The sequence below is a fragment of the Jiangella endophytica genome (assembly GCF_003427025.1).
GTDB lineage: Bacteria > Actinomycetota > Actinomycetes > Jiangellales > Jiangellaceae > Jiangella > Jiangella endophytica.
In genome coordinates this window covers 32,247-55,504 of record NZ_QVAI01000004.1, presented here as the reverse complement: position 1 = coordinate 55,504, position 23,258 = coordinate 32,247, and the positions used below count along the sequence as shown (strand labels likewise).

The 23,258-nt window shown below is 71.8% G+C and carries 20 protein-coding genes; 7 read left to right on the top strand and 13 right to left on the bottom strand.

Annotated features, from left to right (window positions below; translation table 11 throughout):
* The first annotated feature begins 1 nt into the window (after position 1).
* Positions 2-907, top strand: a complete 906-nt coding sequence (locus DZA62_RS09725; RefSeq protein WP_116948694.1) for a RecB family exonuclease — start codon at positions 2-4, stop codon at positions 905-907.
* 408 nt (positions 908-1,315) lie between these two features.
* On the opposite strand, the gene DZA62_RS09720 is transcribed toward DZA62_RS09725, so the two are convergent.
* Together DZA62_RS09720 and DZA62_RS09715 are read right to left on the bottom strand one after the other, a co-directional pair.
* Positions 1,316-1,828: a hypothetical protein gene (locus DZA62_RS09720; RefSeq protein ID WP_116948693.1), complete on the bottom strand. Its 513-nt coding sequence runs from the start codon at positions 1,826-1,828 to the stop codon at positions 1,316-1,318.
* On the bottom strand, positions 1,825-2,169 hold the full coding sequence (locus DZA62_RS09715; RefSeq protein WP_116948692.1) for a PadR family transcriptional regulator: 345 nt from the start codon (positions 2,167-2,169) through the stop codon (positions 1,825-1,827). The genes DZA62_RS09720 and DZA62_RS09715 overlap by 4 nt, the downstream gene beginning before the upstream one ends.
* A gap of 145 nt (positions 2,170-2,314) precedes the next feature.
* Between DZA62_RS09715 and DZA62_RS09710 the strand changes: the two genes are divergently transcribed.
* The 4 genes from DZA62_RS09710 to DZA62_RS09695 all read left to right on the top strand — a co-directional run bounded on the left by DZA62_RS09710 (position 2,315) and on the right by DZA62_RS09695 (position 7,711).
* Positions 2,315-3,544: a sensor histidine kinase gene (locus DZA62_RS09710; RefSeq protein ID WP_116948691.1), complete on the top strand. Its 1,230-nt coding sequence runs from the start codon at positions 2,315-2,317 to the stop codon at positions 3,542-3,544.
* The gene (locus DZA62_RS09705; RefSeq protein ID WP_116948690.1) at positions 3,541-4,221 is read left to right on the top strand and encodes a response regulator; all 681 of its coding nucleotides are present in this window, start codon (positions 3,541-3,543) and stop codon (positions 4,219-4,221) included. Before DZA62_RS09710 ends, DZA62_RS09705 begins: the two co-directional genes overlap by 4 nt.
* Before the next feature lie 176 nt (positions 4,222-4,397).
* Positions 4,398-5,159: an ABC transporter ATP-binding protein gene (locus DZA62_RS09700; protein ID WP_232827333.1), complete on the top strand. Its 762-nt coding sequence runs from the start codon at positions 4,398-4,400 to the stop codon at positions 5,157-5,159.
* On the top strand, positions 5,156-7,711 hold the full coding sequence (locus DZA62_RS09695; protein ID WP_116948688.1) for an ABC transporter permease: 2,556 nt from the start codon (positions 5,156-5,158) through the stop codon (positions 7,709-7,711). Before DZA62_RS09700 ends, DZA62_RS09695 begins: the two co-directional genes overlap by 4 nt.
* 38 nt (positions 7,712-7,749) lie before the next feature.
* Here the strand turns inward: DZA62_RS09695 and DZA62_RS09690 are convergent, their stop codons facing one another.
* From DZA62_RS09690 to DZA62_RS09665, 6 genes are all read right to left on the bottom strand, one after another.
* Entirely contained in the window at positions 7,750-8,874 is a 1,125-nt protein-coding gene (locus DZA62_RS09690; RefSeq protein WP_116948687.1) for an ABC transporter ATP-binding protein, read from the bottom strand.
* The gene (locus tag DZA62_RS09685) at positions 8,871-9,869 is read right to left on the bottom strand and encodes an ABC transporter ATP-binding protein (RefSeq protein ID WP_116948686.1); all 999 of its coding nucleotides are present in this window, start codon (positions 9,867-9,869) and stop codon (positions 8,871-8,873) included. The genes DZA62_RS09690 and DZA62_RS09685 overlap by 4 nt, the downstream gene beginning before the upstream one ends.
* Positions 9,870-9,871: 2 nt before the next feature.
* Complete coding sequence (locus DZA62_RS09680) at positions 9,872-10,786, bottom strand: ABC transporter permease (RefSeq protein WP_116948685.1); 915 nt, start codon at positions 10,784-10,786, stop codon at positions 9,872-9,874.
* 4 nt (positions 10,787-10,790) lie between these two features.
* The gene (locus tag DZA62_RS09675; RefSeq protein WP_116948684.1) at positions 10,791-11,795 is read right to left on the bottom strand and encodes an ABC transporter permease; all 1,005 of its coding nucleotides are present in this window, start codon (positions 11,793-11,795) and stop codon (positions 10,791-10,793) included.
* A gap of 4 nt (positions 11,796-11,799) precedes the next feature.
* Positions 11,800-13,458, bottom strand: a complete 1,659-nt coding sequence (locus DZA62_RS09670; RefSeq protein ID WP_116948683.1) for an ABC transporter substrate-binding protein — start codon at positions 13,456-13,458, stop codon at positions 11,800-11,802.
* Between the two features lie 169 nt (positions 13,459-13,627).
* Entirely contained in the window at positions 13,628-14,305 is a 678-nt protein-coding gene (locus DZA62_RS09665; RefSeq protein ID WP_198663595.1) for an HAD family hydrolase, read from the bottom strand.
* Between the two features lie 264 nt (positions 14,306-14,569).
* On the opposite strand from DZA62_RS09665, the gene DZA62_RS09660 reads away from it, so the two are divergent.
* Positions 14,570-14,878 (top strand): hypothetical protein, encoded by a 309-nt coding sequence (locus DZA62_RS09660; RefSeq protein ID WP_116949067.1) that lies wholly within the window; start codon positions 14,570-14,572, stop codon positions 14,876-14,878.
* Positions 14,879-14,905: 27 nt separating this feature from the next.
* Here DZA62_RS09660 and metH read toward each other — a convergent pair whose 3' ends face one another.
* Entirely contained in the window at positions 14,906-18,409 is a 3,504-nt protein-coding gene (metH, locus tag DZA62_RS09655) for a methionine synthase (protein ID WP_116948681.1), read from the bottom strand.
* A 168-nt stretch (positions 18,410-18,577) separates the two neighbouring features.
* Between metH and DZA62_RS09650 the strand changes: the two genes are divergently transcribed.
* The gene (locus DZA62_RS09650) at positions 18,578-19,417 is read left to right on the top strand and encodes a PAC2 family protein (RefSeq protein WP_116948680.1); all 840 of its coding nucleotides are present in this window, start codon (positions 18,578-18,580) and stop codon (positions 19,415-19,417) included.
* Between the two features lie 91 nt (positions 19,418-19,508).
* On the opposite strand, the gene DZA62_RS09645 is transcribed toward DZA62_RS09650, so the two are convergent.
* The 4 genes from DZA62_RS09645 to DZA62_RS09630 all read right to left on the bottom strand — a co-directional run bounded on the left by DZA62_RS09645 (position 19,509) and on the right by DZA62_RS09630 (position 23,241).
* Positions 19,509-20,474, bottom strand: coding sequence for a type IV toxin-antitoxin system AbiEi family antitoxin domain-containing protein (locus tag DZA62_RS09645; RefSeq protein ID WP_157987575.1), 966 nt, complete (start codon positions 20,472-20,474; stop codon positions 19,509-19,511).
* Between the two features lie 171 nt (positions 20,475-20,645).
* Positions 20,646-21,848 carry a cysteine--1-D-myo-inosityl 2-amino-2-deoxy-alpha-D-glucopyranoside ligase gene (mshC, locus tag DZA62_RS09640; protein ID WP_116948678.1) on the bottom strand — a complete coding sequence of 401 codons (1,203 nt, stop codon included), beginning with the start codon at positions 21,846-21,848 and terminating at the stop codon, positions 20,646-20,648.
* A gap of 20 nt (positions 21,849-21,868) precedes the next feature.
* Positions 21,869-22,684 (bottom strand): SCO1664 family protein, encoded by an 816-nt coding sequence (locus DZA62_RS09635; RefSeq protein WP_116949066.1) that lies wholly within the window; start codon positions 22,682-22,684, stop codon positions 21,869-21,871.
* Entirely contained in the window at positions 22,681-23,241 is a 561-nt protein-coding gene (locus tag DZA62_RS09630) for a DUF3090 family protein (RefSeq protein ID WP_116948677.1), read from the bottom strand. The genes DZA62_RS09635 and DZA62_RS09630 overlap by 4 nt, the downstream gene beginning before the upstream one ends.
* Positions 23,242-23,258 lie beyond the last annotated feature (17 nt).

The window sequence follows — 23,258 nt, the reverse complement described above, 5'->3', positions numbered from 1 at the left end:
TATGACGATCCGCACGCGCACCGCTCCCGGGGACGACGGCCCCGGGGCCGAGCGCGTGCCGAGCCTGTCGCCGTCGCGCGCCGCCGACTTCATGACCTGCCCGCTTCTGTTCCGGTTCCGCACCATCGACCGGCTGCCCGAGCCGCCCAGTTCCGAGGCCACCCGCGGCACCGTCGTGCACAGCGTGCTGGAGCGGCTGTACGAGCTCCCGGCCGGCGAGCGGACGCCCGGCCGCGCCACCGAGCTGGTCCGGCCGGCGTGGGACGAGCTGCTCGAGGCCGAGCCGGCCGTCGGCGAGCTGTTCGCCGACGACGAAGACGGCTCGGCGCTCGCCGGCTGGCTGGCCAGCGCCGAGGAGCTTGTCGAGCGCTACTTCTCGCTCGAGGACCCACGCCGCCTCGAGCCCGCCGAGCGCGAGCTCTACGTCGAGACGACGCTCGACTCCGGCCTGCGCCTGCGCGGCTACGTCGACCGCCTCGACCGCGCCGAGTCCACCGGCGACCTCCGCGTCGTCGACTACAAGACCGGCAAGGCACCGCGGGCCGGGTTCGAGCAGCGCGCGATGTTCCAGATGCGGTTCTACGCGCTGGTGCTGTGGCGGCTGCACGGGCGGGTGCCTCGGCTGCTGCAGCTCATCTACCTCGGCAGCGGCGAACTGCTGCGGTACGAGCCCGACGAAGCCGACCTGCGGGCCACCGAGCGCAAGCTGGCGGCGTTGTGGGCGGCCATCGAGCGGGCGCGCGAGTCCGGTGACTGGCGGGCCAGCCCCAGCCGGCTGTGCGACTGGTGCTCGTACCAGGCCCTGTGCCCGGCGTACGGCGGCACCCCGCCGCCCCTGCCCACCCGCGTCGACTCCTCCGACGACGACGAGGCCCCCTCGCCCCGCACCTCGCCCGTCGACGCCTGACGGAGGACCGTGCGCCCGCTCCTCTGCTCGGCAGCGTGACCGTCGCCGAACTGCCGGCCAGCAACCGAGCGACCTGTCATGCCGCCTAGCGCCCGTCGGGCGACCGCTCCGCCTGCGACGAGCAGACCGGCGCGACCCGCCCAGCGCCTTCTCCCCCGGGTTGGTGGACACCGCTGCTCGCGGTGAGTGGAGCGGGGCGCCCGTCAGGCCGGCCCATCCCGCTGAAGCGACCACACCGCCGCCCACGAGCACCAGCCGCGAGACTCGCCGCGTGTGGGAATCCCGCTCGAAAGTCGAGCAAGGGGAAATGCAGGTTCCCGCGTCGAGAAACCCGCGTTTCTCCCTGATCAACGCGGCTCCGCCGGATGGGCGGTCGAGCGTAGGACGTCAGCTGGGCGGGCCGCCCGTCTAAAGCACTGCCGCGAGCCCCGCGCACACGCCCAGCAGGGCGATGTACCCGGTGAGGACCAACGGAGCGAACCAGCGCTGCGACCAGTCGACCGGGCGGCCGGTCCGCGGGTCGCGCACGACGCGGACCCGCACCGCCAGCAGCACCACGCCGACGACGGCGCCCGTCACGCCGAGCGCCAGCGTCAGCCAGGCCGGCACGCCGAGCGCGGTCTCGTCGTCACGGACGACGGCCGTGATGCCGAGGGCGCTGACGGCGCCGACGACCGCGCCCATGAGGGCGTGGCCGGCGTTGCGGGTCCGGTGCTCCGACGGCGTGAGGCCGCGGCGGCCCTCGCCGACGACGCGCGCGTAGTCGGCCGGGGCGCCGAAGGCGTCGCGGGGATCCTCGCCGGTCTCGGCGACGTGGCTGTCGACCTCGGCCAGCACCTCGCCGATGCGGTCGGGTTCGACGTCGCGCAGGCGCAGCGCGGTGAGCAGCTCGCGGCGGTACTTCTCGGTGTCGGTGATCATGCGTCGGCCTTCCTCGTGGTCAGCAGTCCGTGGGTCGCGGCGGCGAAGGCCGCCCAGCGCTCGGAGCGGTCGGCCAGCGCGGCCCGGCCGGCGGGCGTGACGGCGAAGTACTTCCGCCCCGGCCCGCCCTCCCCCTCGCGCCAGGACGAGCTCACGAGCCCGTCGTCCTCGAGGCGGCCGAGGATCGGGTACAGCGTGCCGCCCTTCACCGTTCCCAGGCCGGCCTCGTCCAGCCGCCGGGCGATCAGGTAGCCGTACGTCTCCTCGGCGGCCACGACGCTCAGGACGCTGAGCGGGAGCACGGCCCGCATCCACTCCGCGGGCCATCTCTCGTCGGGCATGGCTAGACAGTAACGCGACCTAGTTAGCGTTGCAACCTAGTGGCGTGGTGTCCCCCGGATCGCGGGGATCCTCCTGCCGGTGGAGACCGCACCTCGCCGTCACGGACGAGTCGCGGCCGGTGTCCGGCGGCCTACCGTTGATCGTGTGACGACGGCGCGCGCCAAGCTCTTCCCCCGCATCGAGCCGTGGCTGCTGGACGCGTCGATCACGTTCGTCCTGGCGGTCACGGGCGTCGTCGCGCTGTTCGTGTACACCGACCCCAGCGGCATCGACTACGCCGAGCCCGACGCGCTCGGGGTGGCGCTGGTGCTGGTCATCACGCTGCCGCTGATCGCCAGACGACAGCACCCGGTGGCCGTCGGGCTGGGCACGGCCGTCGCCGTCCTGCCGTTCGTCGCGGTCGACTACGCGATGCCGACGGCGGCCGCGGTGCTGCTCATCGCCGTCTACAGCGCCGCCGCCTACGCCGGCCTGAGCGCGTCGGTGCTGGTCCTCGTCGCCCAGGTGGCGGTGTCCATCGCCTACACCGTGGTCAGCTCCGACCGGCACGACGAGCAGACCATGGACGCCGGCGCGAGCGTGATCATCAGCGGACTGCTGATCGTCGGCGTCTGGGGCATCGGCAGGGCGCTGCGCAGCCGCCGGCTCTACACGGCCGAGCTGGAGGACCGCGCCCGGCGCCTGGAACGCGCCAACGAGGTCGAGGTGCGGGCCGCCATCGCCGAGGAACGCTCCCGCATCGCCCGCGAGCTGCACGACGTCGTCGCGCATCACGTGTCCGTCATGACGGTGCAGGCGGCCGGCGCCCGCCGCTCACTGCACCGCGACGTCGACCGCGCCGCCGACGCGCTGGAGGCGATCGAGGAGATCGGCCGGTCCGCGCTGGCGGAGATGCGCCGCGTCGTCGGCGTCCTGCGCACTCCCGACGGCGACGACCGCGGCGCCCAACCGGCCACGCTGGCGCCGCAGCCGGGCCTCGGCGACCTCGACCTGCTGGCCGAGCAGATGCGCGACGCGGGGCTGCCGGTCGACGTGACGGTCGACGGCGAGCCGGGTGCGGTGCCGGTGGGCGTCGACCTCGCCGCGTTCCGGGTCATCCAGGAGGCGCTGACCAACACCATCAAGCACGCCGGCCCGTCCGCTGCCGCCGTCCACGTCCGCTACCTGCCGTCTGAGGTGCACGTCGAGATCAGCGACGACGGCCGCGGCGTCGCGGCGGCGCTGGAGGGGCGGCGGCCGGGCCACGGCCTGCTGGGCATGCGCGAGCGCGTTGCCCTCTATGGTGGAACCCTCGCGGCCGGACCACGCCGCGGCGGCGGCTACGAGGTGCGGGCGAAGATCCCGTACGACAGTAACGGAGCGATGTCACGATGACGGCCCAGCCCATCCGGGTGCTGCTGGTGGACGACCAGCCGCTGCTGCGCACCGGCTTCCGCATGATCCTCGAGGCCGAGACCGACATCGCGGTGGTCGGCGAGTCCGGCGACGGCGAGCAGGCGGTGGCCGACGCCCGGGCGCTGCAGCCCGACGTCGTGCTGATGGACATCCGCATGCCCCGGGTCGACGGCGTCCAGGCGACCCGGCAGATCACCGGCGCGGCCCGCGAGACCGCGCCGCGCGTCCTGGTGCTCACCACCTTCGACCTCGACGAGTACGTCGTCGAGGCGCTGCGGGCCGGCGCCAGCGGCTTCCTGCTCAAGGACGTCCCGGCCGAGGACCTGGTGACGGCCATCCGCACGGTGTCACGGGGCGACGCCGTCGTGGCGCCGAGCATCACCCGCCGGCTGCTCGACATGTTCGCCAGCCGCTTCCCGGCCGCCGACTCCCCCACGCCGGCCAACCTGGCGCACCTCACCGACCGCGAGCGCGAGGTGCTGACGCTGGTGGCGCGCGGCTACTCCAACGCCGAGATCGCCGCCGAGCTGGTGGTCTCCGAGACGACGGTGAAGACGCACGTCGGCAACGTGCTCACGAAGCTGGGGCTGCGCGACCGCGTCCAGGCCGCCGTCTATGCCTACGAGAGCGGTCTGGTCCAGCCCGGCGCGCTGTAGGGCGGCCCCGGCGCCGCGGCCGTCTCGGGGCCGGTCGTACGCCCGCAGGACGGCCCCGGCCGGTGCCCTACTCCTCACGGTGGAGCCGACAGACCGTGCGGCTCGCTGATCACCAACGCGTCGCCTGCCCTTAGCGTGGAACATGATCCACGAACCAGCTGACGAGGAGCGCACCGGTGACGACGGAACCCAGCTCGCCGCGCACGGCGGCCCGCGCCGTTGACCTGACGAAGATCTATGGCAAGGACGACACACAAGTGGTGGCGCTCGGCGGCGTGACGGTGGAGTTCGCCGCCGGCCGGTTCACCGCCATCATGGGCCCGTCGGGGTCGGGCAAGTCCACGCTCATGCACTGCATGGCCGCGCTGGATTCCTCGACGTCCGGTGAGGTCTACATCGGCGACACCGAGCTGAGCGGCCTGAACGACAAGGAGCTCACCAAGCTGCGCCGCGACAAGATCGGCTTCGTGTTCCAGGCGTTCAACCTGATCCCGACGCTGACGGCGCGCGAGAACATCACGCTGCCGCTCGACATCGCCGGCCGCTCCATCGACAAGGACTGGTTCGACAACGTCATCGCCACTGTCGGCCTGGCCGACCGGCTCAGTCACAAGCCCAACCAGCTCTCCGGTGGTCAGCAGCAGCGCGTGGCCTGCGCGCGGGCACTGGTCAGCAAGCCCGAGATCATCTTCGCCGACGAGCCCACCGGCAACCTCGACTCCCGGTCCGGCACCGAGGTGCTGTCGTTCCTGCGCCGCTCGGTCCGCGAGTTCGACCAGACCATCGTCATGGTCACGCACGACCCCAGCGCCGCCGCCTACTCCGACCGCGTGCTGTTCCTCGCCGACGGCCAGATCGTCGACGAGATGACCGACCCGACGGCCGAGAAGGTCCTCGAGCGCATGAAGGGCTTCGACTCCGTGGGGCAGCAGGCATGATCCGCGCCACCCTCAAGAGCCTGGCCGCACGCAAGCTGCGGCTGGCGATGAGCGCGTTCGCCATCGTGCTGGGCGTGGCGTTCGTGGCCGGGTCGTACGTGTTCACCGACACCATCGACCGCACCTTCGACGACATCTTCGGCGGACTGTCCTCCGACGTCGTCGTCCGGCCCGACCTGCCCGGCGAGACCGATCTGTTCACCGGCTTCGCCACGGGCACCACCACGACCATCCCGGCCGGCCTGGTCGACGACGTCAGCGCACTGCCCGGCGTCGAACGCGCCGACGGCGAGATCGAGGACCAGAGCTTCTTCGTCCTCGACACCGACGGCGACGTCATGACCACCCAGGGCGCGCCCGGCATCGCCGTCAACTGGCACGACGGCCCCAACGCCGAGGGCGACCCGGTGCTCCAGCTGGTCGACGGCGAGCTGCCGGCCGGCCCCGGTCAGGTCGCGCTCGACGACCGCACGTTCGAGAACTCCGGCTACCAGATCGGCGACGAGGTCCAGTTCGTCAGCACCGGCGACGAACCGCGGGTCTCGGCCGAGCTGGTCGGCGTGGTCCAGTTCGGCGAGTCCGGCAGCCTGGCCGGCGCCAGCCTGTCGGTGTTCGAGACCCGCTACGCGCAGGAGCTGTTCCTCGGCGGCGACGACGCCTTCAACCGCATCTCCGTCACGGCCTCCGAGGGCAGCAGCGCCGAGCAGGTCCGCGACGAGATCAGCGCGATCCTCCCGGGCGATTTCGAGGCGCTGACCGGCGCCGACGTCGACGAGGAGACCGCGTCGGCGATCGAGGAGGGCCTCGGCTTCTTCAACACGTTCCTGCTGGTGTTCGCCGCCATCGCGCTGTTCGTCGGCGTGTTCCTGATCCTCAACACGTTCTCGATCCTGGTGGCGCAGCGGTCGCAGGAGATGGCGCTGTACCGCGCGCTGGGTGCCGGCCGCCGGCAGGTGACGCGGTCGGTGCTGCTCGAGGCGTTCGTCGTCGGCGTCGTCGGCTCGACGCTCGGCCTGCTGCTCGGTCTGGGCGTGGCGCAACTGCTCAAGACGGTGTTCGGGGCGTTCGGGCTGGAGCTGGCCGGTGGGCTGGTGCTGCAGCCGCGCACGGTCGTCATCTCGTACGTGGTCGGCATCGTGGTCACGATGATCGCGGCGTACGTCCCGGCCCGGCGCGCGTCCAAGGTCCCGCCCATCGCGGCCATGCGCGACGACATCGTCTCCACCGAGTCGTCCCGGCGAGTGCACCTGTACGTCGGTGGCGCGCTGACGCTGGCCGGCGCCGCGGCCATGGCGGTCGGCCTGTTCGCCGACGTCAGCGACGCGGCCCTGCTGGTCGGCGCCGGCATCTTCGCGGTGTTCATCGGCGTGGCGCTGCTGGCGCCGGTACTGGCGGTGCCGGTGCTGCGCGTGGTGGCCGGCTGGTACCCGAAGGCGTTCGGCACGGTCGGACGGCTGGCCCGCGAGAACGCGCTGCGCAACCCGCGACGCACGGCCGCCACCGCGTCGGCGCTGATGATCGGCATGGCGCTGGTCACGGCCATCTCCATCGTCGGAGCGTCGGCCAACGCGACCGTCGACAAGGCTCTCGACGACGGCGTCCGCGCACAGTTCGTGGTGTCCAACGCGGTCGGGCAACCGTTCTCCCCCGCCATCGCCGAGCAGGTCAGCCAGGTCGACGGTGTCGACGACGTGGTCTCGGTGCGCATGTCCGGCGGCCTCGTCGACGGCGACCAGACCTTCCTGCAGGCGTTCGATCCGGTCGCGTACAGCCAGGCCGCCGACCTCGAGATGGTCGAGGGCACCGACGAGCTCGGGCCCGGCCAGTTCCTCATCGGCGAGGACCAGGCCGAGTCCAAGGGGCTGTCCGTCGGCGACACCGTCCGGCTGCAGCTGCCCGGCTCCGACGGTGAGATCGAGCTGGCCGGCATCTACGCGCAGACGCCGCTGCTGGGCGGCGGCGTGGTCGTCAGCCAGCAGACGCTGGAGGACGGCGCGGTCCCCCCGCTCGACTCCATGCTCTACGTCATCGCCTCCGACGGCGCCGATCTCGCCGCCGTGCACGAGGGCCTGAACACGGCGACCGCCGACCTCCCGACGGTCACCGTCCAGGACCAGGACGAGTACAAGCAGCAGTCCCGCGACCAGGTGAACCAGCTGCTGTTCCTGGTGTACGCGCTGCTCGGGCTGGCCGTGCTGATCGCGGTCCTGGGCATCGTCAACACGCTGGCGCTGTCGGTCATGGAGCGCACCCGCGAGGTCGGGCTGCTGCGGGCGGTCGGCCTCAGCCGGCGTCAGCTACGGCGCACCATCAGGCTGGAGTCGATCGCGATCGCCGTCCTCGGCGCCGTCCTCGGTGTCGCGCTCGGCCTGCTGTTCGGGGTGTCGCTGCAGCGTGCCATCGCCGACGACGGCCTGGACCAGCTGGCGATCCCGGGCGGGCAGCTGATCGTGTTCGTCGTGCTCGCCGCGGTCATCGGCGTGCTGGCCGCCGTCTGGCCGGCCCGCCGCGCGGCCAAACTCGACGTCCTGCGGGCCATCACCACCGAGTAGGCACCACCCCGGACCCCGCGGCCCGGCGGCACTCGCCGTCAGGCCGCGGGGTTCGGCGCGTGCTCGGCGTCGGGCTCGGGGTCCGGGTCCGGCTCGACGACGGCGCCGGCGGCGGGCCGGATGCGCCCGGCCTCGATGTCCTCGACCCAGTGGCAGGCCACCCGATGCGCGTCCGGATGGCCGGCCACCGTGCGCAGCACCGGGCGCTCGTCGGCGCACCGGGTCTGCTGCCGGAACGGGCAGCGGGTGTGGAACCGGCACCCGGCCGGCGGGTCGGCCGGCGAGGGCAGGTCGCCCTGCAGCAGGATCCGTTGCCGGGTGTCCTCGACCTCCGGGTCCGGGATCGGCACCGCCGACATCAGTGCCTTCGTGTACGGGTGCAGCGGCGTCGCGTACAGGTCGTCAGACGGCGCCTGCTCGACCAGTCCGCCCAGGTACATGACGGCGACGACGTCGGCGATGTGCCGGACGACGGCGAGGTCGTGCGCGATGACCAGATACGTCAGCCCGAGGCGGTCCTGCAGCTCCTCCAGCAGGTTCACCACCTGCGCCTGGATCGACACGTCCAGTGCCGACACCGGTTCGTCGGCGACGATCAGCTGCGGCTCCAGCGCGATGGCGCGGGCGATGCCGATGCGCTGGCGCTGGCCGCCGGAGAACTCGTGCGGGTACCGGTTGGCCGCCGACGCCGGCAGGCCGACCACGTCGAGCAGCTCGCGCACCCGGGCGCGGTGGTCGCCGCCGATGCCGTGCGCCCGTAGCGGCTCGCTGAGCACCGACTGGACGTTCTGCCGCGGGTCGAGGCTGGCCATCGGGTCCTGGAAGACCATCTGCAGCTGCCGGCGCATGCGCCGCAGCTCCTCGCCGCCCAGCGCCCGCAGGTCGGTGCCGTCGAACGTGACGGTGCCCGCGGTCGGTTCGACGAGCCGCAGGATGGCCCGCCCGAGCGTGGACTTGCCGCACCCCGACTCGCCGACGAGCCCGACGGTGGCACCGCGCGGGATGTCGAGGTCGACGCCGTCGACGGCCTTGACCGAGCCGACCTGCCGCTCGACGAGGATGCCGGACCTGATCGGGAAGTGGACCTCGAGCCCGCGCACGGAGAGCAGGCCCTCGGCCGGGGCACGCTCCTCGGCGGCGGGCGCGGCCGTCTGGTCGCTCATACGGACACCTCCTCGGACTCGGTCAGCGGGTTCAGGCAGCGCAGCGACCGGCCGGCGTACGCCTCCAGCGGCGGCGGGCCATCGAGGCAGGCGTCGACCCGGTTCTGGCAGCGCGGCGCGAAGGCGCAGCCGTGATCCCAGCGCAGCACGTCCGTCGGCGAGCCCGGGATCGGGTGCAGCGGGGCGCCGCGCGGCGCGTCGAGCCTGGGCACCGACCCCAGCAGCCCGCCGGTGTACGGGTGCCGCGGCTGGGCGAACAGCTCGCGCCGCCCGGCCGACTCCACCACCCGGCCGGAGTACATGACGTGGACGTTGTCGCAGAGCCCGGCGACGATGCCGAGGTCGTGGGTGATCATCACCAGCGACGCGCCGGTGTCCTGCACCAGCTCCTTGAGCAGCTCGATGATCTGCGCCTGGATGGTGACGTCGAGCGCCGTCGTCGGCTCGTCGGCGATCAGCAGCCGCGGCCGGCAGGCCAGCGCCATCGCGATCAGCGCGCGCTGGCGCATGCCGCCGGAGAGCTGGTGCGGGTACTCCTTGAGCCGGCGGTTCGGATCCGGGATGCCGACGCGCGACAGCAGCTCGGCGGCGGCGGACCGGGCGGCCTCGCCCTTCAGCTCCTGGTGCCGCTCCAGCACCTCGGTGACCTGCACGCCGATCGGCACCACCGGGTTGAGCGATGACATGGGGTCCTGGAACACCATGGCGATGTCTCGGCCGCGGATGTCGCGCATCCGGTCACGCGGCAGCGTCAGCAGGTCGTCGCCGTCGAACAGCACCTGGCCGCCGACCTGGACGCCGCGGCGCGGCAGCAGCCCCATGACCGCCAGCGACGTCACCGACTTGCCCGACCCGGACTCCCCCACCAGGCCGACCGTCTCGCCAGGCCGGACCGTGAACGAGACGCCGTCGACCGCTCGCACCGTCGGCCCGCCCTTGCGGGTGAACGTCACGGAGAGGTCGCGGACGTCGAGCAGAGGTTCGGAGTTCGTCACGCTCACCGCCGGTACTTGGGGTCGATGGCCTCGCGCAGCCGCTCGCCGAGCATGGTGAAGCCCAGTGCGGCGATGACGATGGCGATGCCGGGGAAGAACGCCAGGTGCGGCGCCGAGGCCAGGTAGCGCTGGGTGTCGGCGAGCATGCGGCCCCACTCCGGGACGCGCGGGTCGGCGCTGCCCAGGCCGAGGAACGACAGCCCGGCCGCCTCGATGATCGCCGTCGCCAGCGTCAGGGTGGCCTGGACGATGACCGGCGAGATCGAGTTCGGCAGGACGTGCCCGAACACGATCGGCCGCCGCCGGACGCCCAGCGACACCGCCGCGAGGACGTAGTCGGCCCCGCGTTGGGCCAGCATCTGGCCTCTGAGCAGCCGGGCGAACACCGGCACGTTGATGATGGCGATGGCGATCATCACCGACCACAGGCTGGCGCCCAGCAGCGCGGCGATCGCGATGGCCATCAGCAGGCCGGGGATCGAGAGCATGATGTCGACGATCCGCATGATGACGGTGTCGACCTTGCCGCCGAACGCGCCGGCGAGGATGCCCAGCGTCAGGCCGCCGACCATGCCGAACAGCGTCGCCACGACACCCACCAGCAGCGACTGCCGGGCGCCGTAGACGACCCGGCTGAACTCGTCGCGGCCGGAGGCGTCCAGCCCGAACCAGTGGTCCGCGGACGGGCCGGGGATGTTCGTCGGCGTGATCATCCCGCGGCCGGGCTGGGCGTCCGGCGCGTACGGCGCGATCAGCGGCGCGAAGATCGCGACCAGCACGAAGAACGCGATCAGGCCGAACCCGACCAGCGCGACCGGGTCGCGGCGCAGCCGCTTCCAGGCCTCCTTGCGCAGGTTGCCGGCCGGCTGTTCGACCTGCTCGGACTCGGTGGTCGCCTCGATCTCGGACAGGCTCATGCGCTCACCTCACCCGGACTCGTGGGTCGATCAGACCGTAGGACACGTCGACGACCAGGTTGACGATGACGTACATCGCCGCGATGACCAGGATGAACCCCTGCAGGACCGCGTAGTCGCGGTTGCTGATGGCCTCGGCGATGAACCGTCCGACGCCGTCGAACGCGAACACCGTCTCGGTGAGGATCGCGCCGGAGAACAACAGGCCGGCCTGCAGCCCGATGACGGTGACCACCGGCAGCAGCGCGTTGCGCAGCACGTGCCGGCGGGTGATGGTGCGCTCCCACAGGCCCTTCGCCTCGGCGGTGCGCACGTAGTCCTCGTGCACGACGTCGAGGACGCTGGCCCTGGTGATGCGGACGATGATGGCCAGCGGGATGGCGCCCAGCGCGATGGCCGGCAGCACCAGGTGCAGGATGGCGTCCCAGCTGGCCTCGAGATTGCCGGTGAGGATGCCGTCGAGCACGTACAGCCCGGTCGGATGGTCCGCGTCGATGCGCGGGTCCTGCCGCCCCTGGGTCGGGAACCAGCCCAGCTGGACGCTGAACACGTACTTGAGGATGTAGGCCAGGAAGAACACCGGCACCGCGACGCCCAGCAGCGAGCCGGACACCGACAGGTTGTCCAGCCAGCTGCCGTACTTCTTCGCGGCGTAGTAGCCCAGCGGGATGCCGATGCCGACCGCGAAGATCAACGCGGCGACCGCGAGCTCCAGGGTGGCCGGGAACGTCCGCATCATCTCCTCGGTCACCGGCCGGTTGGTCCGGGCGCTGTTGCCGAAGTCGAGGCGCACCGCGGCCGAGATGAACTTCCAGTACTGGACGTACCAGGGCTCGTTCAGGCCGTAGAGCGATTCGATGCGGGCGACGGACTCGGCGGTCGCGCGCTCCCCCAGGAGGGCCTGGGCCGGCCCTCCCGGGAGCGCGCGCAGCCACACGAACAGCAGCACCGACAGCCCAAGCAGGATCGGGATGAGCTGGAAGAGCCGCCGTACGACGAACTTGAGCATCTGGTCAGTCGACCGTGACGGTGGAGAAGCTCTCGTTCGACAACGGGTCGGGCACGAAGCCGTCCACGCCCTCGCGGAAGGCGATGGCCGGTTCGCTGTGGACGTACGGGATGCCCGGCACGAAGTCCATGATCATCCGGTTCGCCTCCTGGTACAGCGCAGCGCGCGCATCCTGGTCGGTCTCCTGCTCGGCCTCGTCGAGCTTGGCGAAGATCTCCGGGTTGTCGAAGCTGCCGAACTGCGGGTTGATGTCCTGGAAGAACGTGCCGATGAAGTTGTCCGGGTCACCGAAGTCGCCGTTCCAGCCGAGCAGGAACATCGGCGTCCCGCCGGTCTGGGTGGCGTCCAGGTAGTCCGGGTTCCACGGCGCGGTGTGCGGCTCGATGGTGAAGCCCACCGCCTCGAGGTCCGCCGCCATCAGCTCCCAGTTGGCCTGCGCGTTCGGCATGTAGGGGCGGGTGACGTCGGTCGGGTACCAGAACGGTAGCGTCAGGTTCGTGACCCCCGACTGCGCGATCAGGTCGCGGGCGAGGTCCGGGTCGTAGTCGTACGTCGTGACGTCGTCGGCCCAGCCGAACAGCTCGGGCGGCATGAACTGCGTCGCGCGCACCGCGCCCTCGGGGTAGTTGGTCCGGATGACGTTGTCGAAGTCGATCGCGTGCGCGATGGCCTGCCGGATCTGCAGGTTGTCGAACGGCGCGACGTTCTGCTGGAACCCGATGTAGGCGACGTTGAACGCCGGGCGGCGCTGGATCAGGTAGCCGCCGCTCTCGAGGAGCTCGACGTCGGCCGGGTCGACCAGGTCGTAGCCGTCGATCTCGCCGCTCTCCAGCGCCTGGCGGCGGGCCGGGCCGTCCGGGATGACGGTGAAGATCAGCTCGTCGACCTGCGCGGGCTCGTCCCAGTAGTCGTCGAACTTGGACAGCCGCACCTCCGAGCCGCGTTCCCACGACTCGAACTGGAACGGGCCGGTGCCGACCGGGTGCTCGTAGCCGAACGTGCCGTCGAACGACGGCGACTCGCCGGTGCCGCTGACGGCGTCGGCCTCGTACTCCTGCAGCGCGGCCGGGCTGGCGATGGTGAACGCCGGCATGGCCAGGGCGGACAGGAACGCCGACGACGGACGCGACAGCGTGATGACCACGGTCTGCTCGTCCTGCGCCGTGCAGCCGGTGTAGAGGCTCTCGCCCATGGCCGGGTCCTCGTTGGCGGCGAACCCGCCCATCACGGTGCCCCAGTAATAGGAGACCGCGGGGCTCTGCAGGACGCCGGCGAAGTTGTACCAGCGCTCGAAGTTGAAGCAGACGGCCTCGGCGTCCAGCGCCTCGCCGTCGTGGAAGGTCACGCCCTCACGCAACCTGAAGGTCCATGTGAGACCGTCCTCGCTGGCTTCCCAGGACTCGGCCAGCGCCGGCTCGATCTCGGTGCCGCCCTCCTCGCTGCGGACCAGGCCCTCGAAGATCTGGTTGATCACCCGGGTGGATTCGCCGTCGCTCACCAGAGAGCCGTCCAGGATCACCGGATCGGCCGAACCGGCGAACACGAGTGTGCCGCCACCATCACCCGAGGCGGAGCCCTCGTCGTCGTCTCCGCCACAGGCCGTGAGTCCCAGGGCCAGTGCACCGGCCGCGGCTCCCGCGGCCAGCCTGCGGTTCAGGCTCATGCCACGCATGTCACACCTCACACAGCTCGACTGCCGGGCGGTGTTCCCGACCGGTTGGCCTGTGACAGTACTTCGTGCGGGTGTGATCGGAAGTCACTGAGTTGTCAGGATGAAGTCGCGATTTCGCAACGTTATTGCGAAATCGACCATGTGAAATAGCGGTGTGACATTACACCGGGTCGAGGCGCGACTCGTCGAACAATGCGAGCAGGTCAGTCGCCCGGACACCGGCCAGCGAGTCGATGACGACCAGCCCGGGCTCAGGCACCGCCGCGACCGCGTTCGGCACCGACAGCACCAGCGCTCCGGCCGCCAGCCCGGCCGCCGCGCCGCGCGGCGAGTCCTCGATGACGACGCACTCGGCCGCGGTGGCGCCCAGCTCGCGGGCGGCCGTCAGGTACGGCTCCGGGTGCGGCTTGCCGTTGGTCACCTCGTCGCCGGTGACGACCGCGCCGAACAGGCCCTCGGGCAGCCGGGCCACGACGGCGTCGGCGAGCTCGCGGTACGACATGGTCACCAGCGCCTGCGGAACGCCGAGCGTGCGCAGCTCCGTCAGCAGCTCGAACACGCCCGGCTGCCAGGTGATGCCCTGGCCGATGCCGGTCAGCACCTCACCGAGCATGTGCTCGACGATCTGCTGGGGCGTCATCGGGATGTTCCCGCGCTCGCGGATGTAGGCGGCCGCCTCGAGGAGATCGCTGCCGACGAGCGACAGGCTGTCGGCGTCGGTCCAGGTGCCGCCGTGGCGGTGCACGAGGGCCTCCTCGGCGCCCATCCACAGCGGTTCGGTGTCGACGATGGTGCCGTCCATGTCCCACAGGACGGCCGCAGGCAGTGGCGAAGTCACGTACTGCATGGTCCCATGCCGCGGTCCCGGCACCCCAATCCGGCGAATGACCGCACCTCGCTTGACTCATGGGCCAGGAGCGGGAAGCGTGGGCGATGCGAGCGGCTCGTCAACCGGCGTGTGTCGGCCGGGAGAGGATCGATAACTCCGCCGTACGATCGCCGGCCGGTGGCCCGCGGTCTCCGGGCATCGGTGCCGATGCCGACAATCCCCACACCGAAGAATCGGGTGCGCTCCCGCGCGCCCACGGAGGTGCGTATCACCATGCTCACACTCACCCAGAACGCCGCGGCGGTCATCCGCAACCTCGAGAGCCGCGACGACCTTCCCACCGGCACCGGCGTGCGCATCGCCGCCAACGCCGAGGGCGGGCTCGACCTCGAGCTGCGGCCCGCGCCCGAGATGGGCGACCAGATCCTCGACGAGGCCGGCGCGGTGCTGTTCCTCGAGGCCGACGCCGCGGCCATGCTCGACGACAAGGCGCTCGACGCGTCGGTCGACCCGGAGGGGTCGGTGCGCTTCGCCGTCACCGAGCAGGCCGGCCGGCCCGAGACCAACGGCATGCCCGGCTGAGGCCGTCCCCTCGCGTCCCCGCGGCCGTCAGGTCGCGTTGAAGTACTTCGCCTCGGGGTGGTGGACGACCAGCGCGTCGGTCGACTGCTCGGGGTGCAGCTGCAGCTCCTCGGAGAGGACGACGCCGATCCGCTCCGGGCGCAGCAGCCGGACCAGCTTGACGCGGTCGGCGAGATCGGGGCAGGCCGGGTAGCCGAAGGAGTAGCGCGACCCGCGGTACTCCTGCTTGAGGATGCCGCCCAGCTCGGCGTCGTCCTCGGCGCCGAAGCCCAGCTCCCCGCGGGTTCGCGCGTGCCAGTACTCCGCGAGCGCCTCGGTCAGCTGCACCGACAGACCGTGCAGCTCCAGGTAATCGCGGTAGGCGTTGGCGGCGAACAGCTTCGAGGTGGCCTCGGCCACGCCGGAGCCCATCGTCACCAGCTGGAACGCGACGACGTCGACCTCGCCGGACTCGCGCGGGCGGAAGAAGTCGGCCAGGCACAGGCGGCGATCGCGGCGCTGGCGCGGGAACGTGAACCGCTCGAGTTCCTTGCCGTGGTCGTCGGGGTCGAGGACGACGAGGTCGCGGCCCTCGGAGACGGCCGGGAAGTAGCCGTGGACGACGGCCGCCTCGAGGATGCTCTCGGTGTGCAGGCGGTCCAGCCACATCCGCAGCCGCGGCCGGCCCTCGGTCTCGACCAGCTCCTCGTACGACGGTCCGCCGCGGCCGCCCTTGAGGCCCCACTGACCCATGAACGTGGCCCGCTCGTCCAGGTAGGCGGCGTAGTCGGCGAGGTGCAGGCCGCGGACCACCCGGGTGCCCCAGAACGGCGGCACCGGCACGGCGTTGTCCGTGGCGACGTCCGAGCGCACGTCGGCGCCGCCGTCGCCCTCGTCGCGGCCGGCCGCCGAGGTACGCGCGACCCGCCGTTTGCGCAGCGCCGGCAGCACGTCGGCGAGCTGCTTGCCGGGGTCGGTGCGGACGCTGGCGATCGCGTCCATCAGCCGCAGCCCCTCGAACGCGTCGCGGGCGTAGCGGACCTCCCCCGAGTACAGCTCGGCGAGGTCGTCCTCGACGAACGCGCGGGTCAGCGCGGCGCCGCCGAGAATGACCGGCCAGCGCGCCGACAGCCCGCGCTGGTTGATCTCCTCGAGGTTCTCCTTCATCACGACCGTGCTCTTCACCAGCAGGCCGGACATGCCGATGACGTCGGCGCCGTGCTGCTCCGCGGCGTCGAGGATCGCGCTGATCGGCTGCTTGATGCCGAGGTTCACGACGGAGTAGCCGTTGTTGGACAGGATGATGTCGACGAGGTTCTTGCCGATGTCGTGGACGTCGCCCTTCACCGTGGCCAGCACGATGGTGCCTTTGATGTTGCCGCTGCCGTCGTCCGATTTCTCCATGTGCGGCTCGAGGTGTGCGACGGCGGCCTTCATCACCTCGGCGCTCTGCAGCACGAACGGCAGCTGCATCTGGCCGCTGCCGAACAGCTCGCCGACGGTGCGCATGCCGTTCAGCAGCGTGTCGTTGACGATCTCGAGCGCCGGCTTCGCCAGCAGCGCCTCATCGAGGTCGGCCTCCAGGCCCTTGCGCTCGCCGTCGACGATGCGCCGCTCCAGCCGCTCGAACAGCGGCAGCCCGGCCAGCGCGGCCGCGCGGTCCTCCGTCGCCGACGTGACGCCCTCGAACAGTTCCAGGAACCGGGTGAGCGGGTCGTAGGCCTCGCGGCCATCGGACGCCGGGCTGCGTCTGTCGTAGACGAGGTCGAGCGCGACCTGGTACTGCTCCTCCGGGATCCGCGACACCGGCAGGATACGGGCGGAGTGGACGATCGCGGAGTCGAGGCCGGCCGCGACGCACTCGGCGAGGAAGACCGAGTTCAGGACGACGCGCGCGGCGGGGTTGAGGCCGAACGAGACGTTCGAGACGCCGAGCGTCGTCTGCACCGACGGGTAGCGGCGCTTGAGCTCGCGGATGGCCTCGATGGTCTCGATGCCGTCGCGGCGGGTCTCCTCCTGGCCAGTGGCGATCGGGAAGGTCAGGCAGTCGACGACGATGTCCTCGATGCGCATGCCCCACTCGCCGGTGAGCTGGCCGATCAGCCGCTCGGCGACGCGGACCTTCCACTCGGCCGTCCGGGCCTGGCCCTCCTCGTCGATGGTGAGCGCGACGACGGCGGCGCCGTGCTCCTGGATGATCGGCATCAGCGTGCGGATGCGCGAGGTGGGACCGTCGCCGTCCTCGTAGTTGACGGAGTTGACGACGCTGCGCCCGCCCAGGCACTCGAGCCCGGCCTCGATGACCGCCGGCTCGGTGGAGTCCAGGACCAGCGGCAGCGTGCTGGCGGTGGCCAGCCTGGCGGCCAGCTCGCGCATGTCCGCCGCACCGTCGCGGCCGACGTAGTCGATGCACAGGTCGAGCAGGTGCGAGCCGTCGCGGGTCTGGGCGCGGGCGATCTCGACGCAGTCGTCGAGGCGGCCGTCGAGCATCGCCTCCCGGAACGCCTTGGAGCCGTTGGCGTTGGTGCGCTCGCCGATGGCGAGGTACGAGGTGTCCTGGCGGAACGGGACGTGCTGGTAGAGGCTGGCGGCGCCGGGCTCGTCCTGCGGGCGGCGGGGGGCGATCTCGCGTCCGCCGACCCGCTCGACCACCTGGCGCAGGTGCTCCGGCGTCGTGCCGCAACAGCCGCCGACCAGCGCGAGGCCGTACTCGGCGGTGAACAGGTCGTGCGCGTCGGCCAGCTGCTGCGGCGTCAGCGGGTAGTGCGCGCCGTTCGCCGTCAGCTCCGGCAGGCCGGCGTTCGGCATGCAGGCCAGGCCGGTCCGCGAGTAGCGGGCCAGGTGGCGCAGGTGCTCGCTCATCTCGGCCGGGCCGGTGGCGCAGTTGAGGCCGATGTGGTCGACGCCGAGCGGTGCGAGCGCCGTCAGCGCGGCCCCGATCTCCGAGCCGAGCAGCATGGTGCCGGTGGTCTCGACGGTGACGTTGACGATCAGCGCGACGTCCTCGGCGCCGGCCGCCTTCAGAGCCCGGCGGGCGCCGATGATCGCGGCCTTGGCCTGCAGCAGGTCCTGAGCGGTCTCGACGAGGACCGCGTCGACACCGCCGGCCAGCATGCCCTCGGCCTGGGTGCGGTACGCGTCGCGGAGCGTGGCGAAGTCGATGTGCCCGAGCGACGGCAGCTTGGTACCCGGGCCGACGCTGCCGAGCACCCAGCGCGGCCGGTCGGCCGTCGACCAGTCGTCGGCGACCTCGCGGGCCAGCCGCGCGCCGGACTCGGCCAACTCGCGGATCCGCTCGGAGATGCCGTACTCCCCCAGGTTCGCCCAGTTGGCGCCGAACGTGTTCGTCTCGACCGCGTCGACGCCGACCGCGAAGTAGGCGTCGTGGATGTGCCGGACGACGTCGGGCCGTGTGACGTTGAGGATCTCGTTGCAGCCCTCGTGACCCTCGAAGTCGTCGAGAGTCAGGTCGGCCGCCTGCAGCATGGTCCCCATGGCGCCGTCGGCGACCACGACGCGCCGGGACAAGGCTTCCCTCAGGCTCCCGCGCATTCCGCCAGACTAGGTCCGTCCGGCCAGCTCACAAGGAATGGTCCGGCATACGGACGATTCGTCTCTGATTTTGGGACGAGCCTCGGCGCGCCTTTCGCGTCCGGGAGCCGTAGGGTTGGTCGAGAGGACGACGGGGTGGTGACCCTTCCAGGCAGGGAGACGAGCGCGATGGAGAACGACGGAGCGCGGCAGCTGCGCAATCCTGTCCTGATCGCCGCATTCGAGGGGTGGAACGACGCCGGCGAGGCCGCGACGGCCGGGATCGAGCACCTGGAGCGGGTCTGGAACGCCAGCTCCGTGGCCGAGCTCGACCCCGACGAGTACTACGACTTCCAGGTCAACCGGCCGATGGTCAGCGTCGACGACGACGGCAACCGCACCATCCAGTGGCCGACCACCCGGCTGTCGGTGGTGAGCACGGACGACCACGAGCGCGACATCGTGCTGCTGCGCGGCATCGAGCCGAACATGCGGTGGCGGGCGTTCTGCGCCGAGCTGCTCTCCGTCGCCACCGATCTCGGCTGCGAGCAGGTCGTCACGCTCGGCGCGCTGCTGGCCGACGTGCCGCACACCCGGCCGGTGCCCGTCACCGTGTCGGCCAGCGACCCCGACCAGGCCGAGGCGCTCGGGCTCGAGCAGTCGCGCTACGAGGGCCCCACCGGCATCGTCGGCGTGTTCCAGGACGCCGCCACCCGCGCCGGTCTCGACGCCGTGTCGTTGTGGGCGGCCGTCCCCCACTACGTCGCCCAGTCACCGTGCCCCAAGGCGACCCTGGTGCTGCTGCAGCGAGTCGAAGACCTCCTCAGCGTGCCGGTCCCCATGGGCGACCTCGCCGAGCAGGCCGAGGCCTGGCAGCACGGCGTCGACGAACTGGCCGAAGAGGACTCCGACGTCGCCGAGTACGTCCGCCGCCTCGAGGAGGCCCGCGACACCGTCGACCTCCCCGAGGCCTCCGGCGAGCACATCGCCCGCGAGTTCGAGCGCTACCTCCGCCGCCGCGACACCTGACCCTCCCCCCCACTTCTCGGCGAAATGATCACGTTCAGCAGGGGTGTTCACGCTCCACCACCCATGCATTCGTGCTGAAGCGAACAGAGTCCTAGCTGAGTGCGACCGACGCCGGCTGCCGGGACGCGAGCGAGAAGGCTCGGCGGAGCCGTTTCCGGACGACGTCGTCCCGGTAGAGGTCGGCCCACACCAGGCGTGCGAACCCGAATCCCTGCTCGCGGATGCGGTCCTCGCGCCGCTTCTCCCGCCAGACGGCGTCGGAGGCGTCCGTGCCGGGTGCCAGCAGCCGCCCGTACTTGAGCCGCCCGTCGAACTCGACGACGGTGCATTCGTCCTCGAACAGGAAGTCGACCCGGTCCTGATTCTCGGTGCCGATCACGATCTGCAGCCGTGGCCGCGGCAGCCCGACGCGCTCGAACTGCACCCTCGCGCGTGACTCGCCGACGGACTCCGACAACCCGTCGGCGAACTCGACGACCCGCCCAGCAGCTCGCGCACCGGGCCAGTCGCGCATCCGGTCGAGCGTCCTCAGCAGCAGATCGTGGTCGTTCGCCAGCAACGTGAGGGCGGCGTCGGCCACCACGACCGCGGGCTCGAAACCGGTCACCCGCGCGACGTCGATGGCGGTGCGATGCGGCGCCGTGACGATGACGCCGTCGTCGACGGGCGCCAGGTCGGCGTCCGAGAGCGCTCCCCCGTGGTGGAGGACCCCGGCCTCGCGCCGGGTCGAGTGCAGGTCGGTCCGGGTCACGTGGACCACGGACAGGTCGGGCTTCCACAGCCGCAGGCCCAGCATCACGGCCGCCGAGATGTGGCTGGGCACGGCGGGCGCTTTGATCTGCAGCAGGACCGCGCGAACCAGCGCCTTGTGGCGTTCGAGGTCGTCGAGGACGTCCCAGATCCTGGTCTCGGCGTACGCGCCGCGACGGATCAGGACCAGCTCACCGCGCTGCCGGAGCCGGTAGAGCTCGTTGTCGGAATAGCCGGCGTCCAGGAGCTGCCGGCGCAGCACGACGTTGCCCTGGCCGGCCGCCAGCCGCGAGATGTGTTCGTCCATGTCGATCAACCCTCGGCGCCCGCGGCCCGGTGCGGAAGAGCGAATCGTCGATCTGTGGACGGTGGAGCGGATCCGCCGGGCCTGTGGACAACCGTGAGACCAGGCGAGTTACCGCTTCACCAGGAATGCATGGGTGGTAGAGCGTGAACACCCCTGCTGAACGTGATCATTTCAGAGGGCGAGGCCGAGGAGGGCGTCGGCGGTGGCGGCGACGAGCGCGGGGGCGCCGGGGTCGGTGCCGGGCGTGGTGGTCCAGCGGTCGATCGCGGCCAGCGCGCCGGGCGCGTCGAGGTCGTCGGCCAGACGCTCGCGGACCTCGGCCAGCACCGGCTCCGCGGGCGCGCCGACGCCCGCCGCGACCGACGTGCGCCAGCGGCTCAGCCGCTCGACGGCCTCGGACAGCACGGCCGCCGACCACTCGCGGTCGGCGCGGTAGTGCCCGGACAGCAGCGCCAGCCGCACCGCCGCCGGGTCGGTGCCCTCGGCCCGCAGCCTGGAGACGAACACCAGGTTGCCCAGCGACTTGGACATCTTCTCGCCGTCGAGCCCGACCATGCCGGCGTGCGCGTACAGCGACGCGAACGCGCCGGCGACGACGTGGGCGTGCGAGGCGGACATCTCGTGGTGCGGGAAGACGAGGTCGCTGCCGCCACCCTGGACGTCGAACGGGACGCCGAGATACTCCATGGCGATGGCGGCGCACTCGACGTGCCAGCCGGGCCGGCCGCGGCCGAACGGGCTGTCCCACGAGGGCTCCCCGGGGCGCGCCTTCAGCCAGACCACCGGGTCGAGCGGGTCCTTCTTGCCGGGCCGGTCGGGGTCGCCGCCGCGCTCGCCGAACAATGCGCGCATCTGCGCCTCGGACAGCCGCGACACCGCTCCGAACGCGGGGTCGGTGCGCACGGAGAAGTAGAGATCGCCGTCGACCTCGTAGACCGACGGCTCCATGCGCTGGATCAACCGGGTGATCAGCGGGATCGCCTCGACGGCGCCGACGTACGACGACGGCGGCAGCACCCGCAGCCAGGCCATGTCCTCGGTGAACAGCCGCGTCTCGGCGTCGGCCAGCTCGCGCCAGTCCTGCCCGGTCTCGGTGGCCCGATCGAGCAGCGGGTCGTCGACGTCGGTGATGTTCTGGACGTAGCGGACGTCGTGGCCGGCGTCGCGCCAGACCCGGTTGAGCAGGTCGAACGCGACGTACGTGGCGGCGTGGCCCAGGTGGGTGGCGTCGTACGGCGTGATGCCGCAGACGTACATGCTGGCGACCGGTTCCGGTTCGAGTGGCCGGGCCGACCCCGTGGCGGTGTCGTGGAGTCGGACGGGCAGGCCACGCCCGGGCAGGGCGGGCACGTCGGGGGAAGACCAGGCTCGCATGATGCGCTCAGCCTAAGGTCTCAGAAGACCGGCCACGGAACCGGCATCCGCCCCTCGGGACTGGGCATCGTCCCGCGCGCCAGCAACGCGTCGATGCGCGCCGTCGTCGCCGCGACCTCGTCGTCGGCCAGCAGCGCCCTCAGCGTCGTCCCCAGGTCGCCGTCGACCAGCGCCCGCAGCCGCTCCAGCTCGGACCGCTCGGCCGGCGTGAGCGCCGACCCGGCCCACCCCCACAGGACGGTGCGCAGCTTCGGGTCGAGGTTGAAGCAGACGCCGTGGTCGACGCCGACCACCTCGGCCACCGACGGCGCGACGGAGCGATCGCCGGTGAGGACGTGCCCGCCCTTGCGGTCGGCGTTGTTGACGACGGCGTCGAACACGGCCAGCCGGCGCAGCCCGGGGTCGTCGGCGTGCACCAGCAGGACGGGCGTGCCGTCGCCGTCGACCGCCTCGAGAATCGGCAGCCAGCCCTCGACCGGCGACGACGCGGGCACGACGTCGACCCGGCCGGCGCCGACCTCGGTCGAGCCCTGGTCCATCCACGCCTGGCACATGCCGGCGCCGAACGGGCCGCCGGGACGCAGCACCGTCGGTGGTACGAGGTGCCACCCGGCCGCCGCGGACACCTCGTAGGCGGCCGCCTCGCGTGCGGCCAGCGTGCCGTCGGGGAAGTCCCAAAGCGGCTGCTCGCCGCTGACCGGCTTGTACACGCAGCGGACCGACGCGTCGCCGTGCGTCACACGTCCGAGCAGCGTGAGGTTGGACGCGACGACGAGCCGGCCGTCGACGGTCAGCTCGCCCTCGCGCAGCAGGCTCAGCAGGTCCACGGCGGTCAGTCCCGCCGCCGGTAGCCGTTCTGCCGGGGGCAGACGTGCCCGGAGGGGTCCAGCGGCAGGCTGCACAGCGGGCAGGGCGGTCGCCCGGCGGCGATGACGGCCTGGGCGCGCTTCACGAACGCCCGGGCGGCGGGGCCGGACAGCCGCACGACCATGACGTCGCGGTCGGACTCGTCGGGGTCGTCCGGTGGCTCGGTGTCGTCGTCGACGACGGCGTAGGCGGCGACCACGACCTGCTCGTCGTCGGCGTCCCACCGCAGCGTCATGGAGCCCACGCGGAACTCCTCGACGATCGGCTGCTCCAGCGGGTCGAGGTCGTCGAGGTCGGCCGGCGCGACGGCGGGGACGGTGGTCAGACCGCCGGCCCGGCGCAGGATCTCGTCGAGCATGTCGTCGACCCGTTCGGCCAGCACCGACATCTGCTCCTTCTCGAGCAGCACGCTGATCAACTTGGTGGCGTCGCGGGCCTGGAGGAAGAACGAACGCTCGCCGGGACGCCCGACGGTTCCGGCGATGAAGCGTTCGGGCTGGTCGAATCGGTACACCTGCGCGGCCACGTCGGAAAGCCTATCTC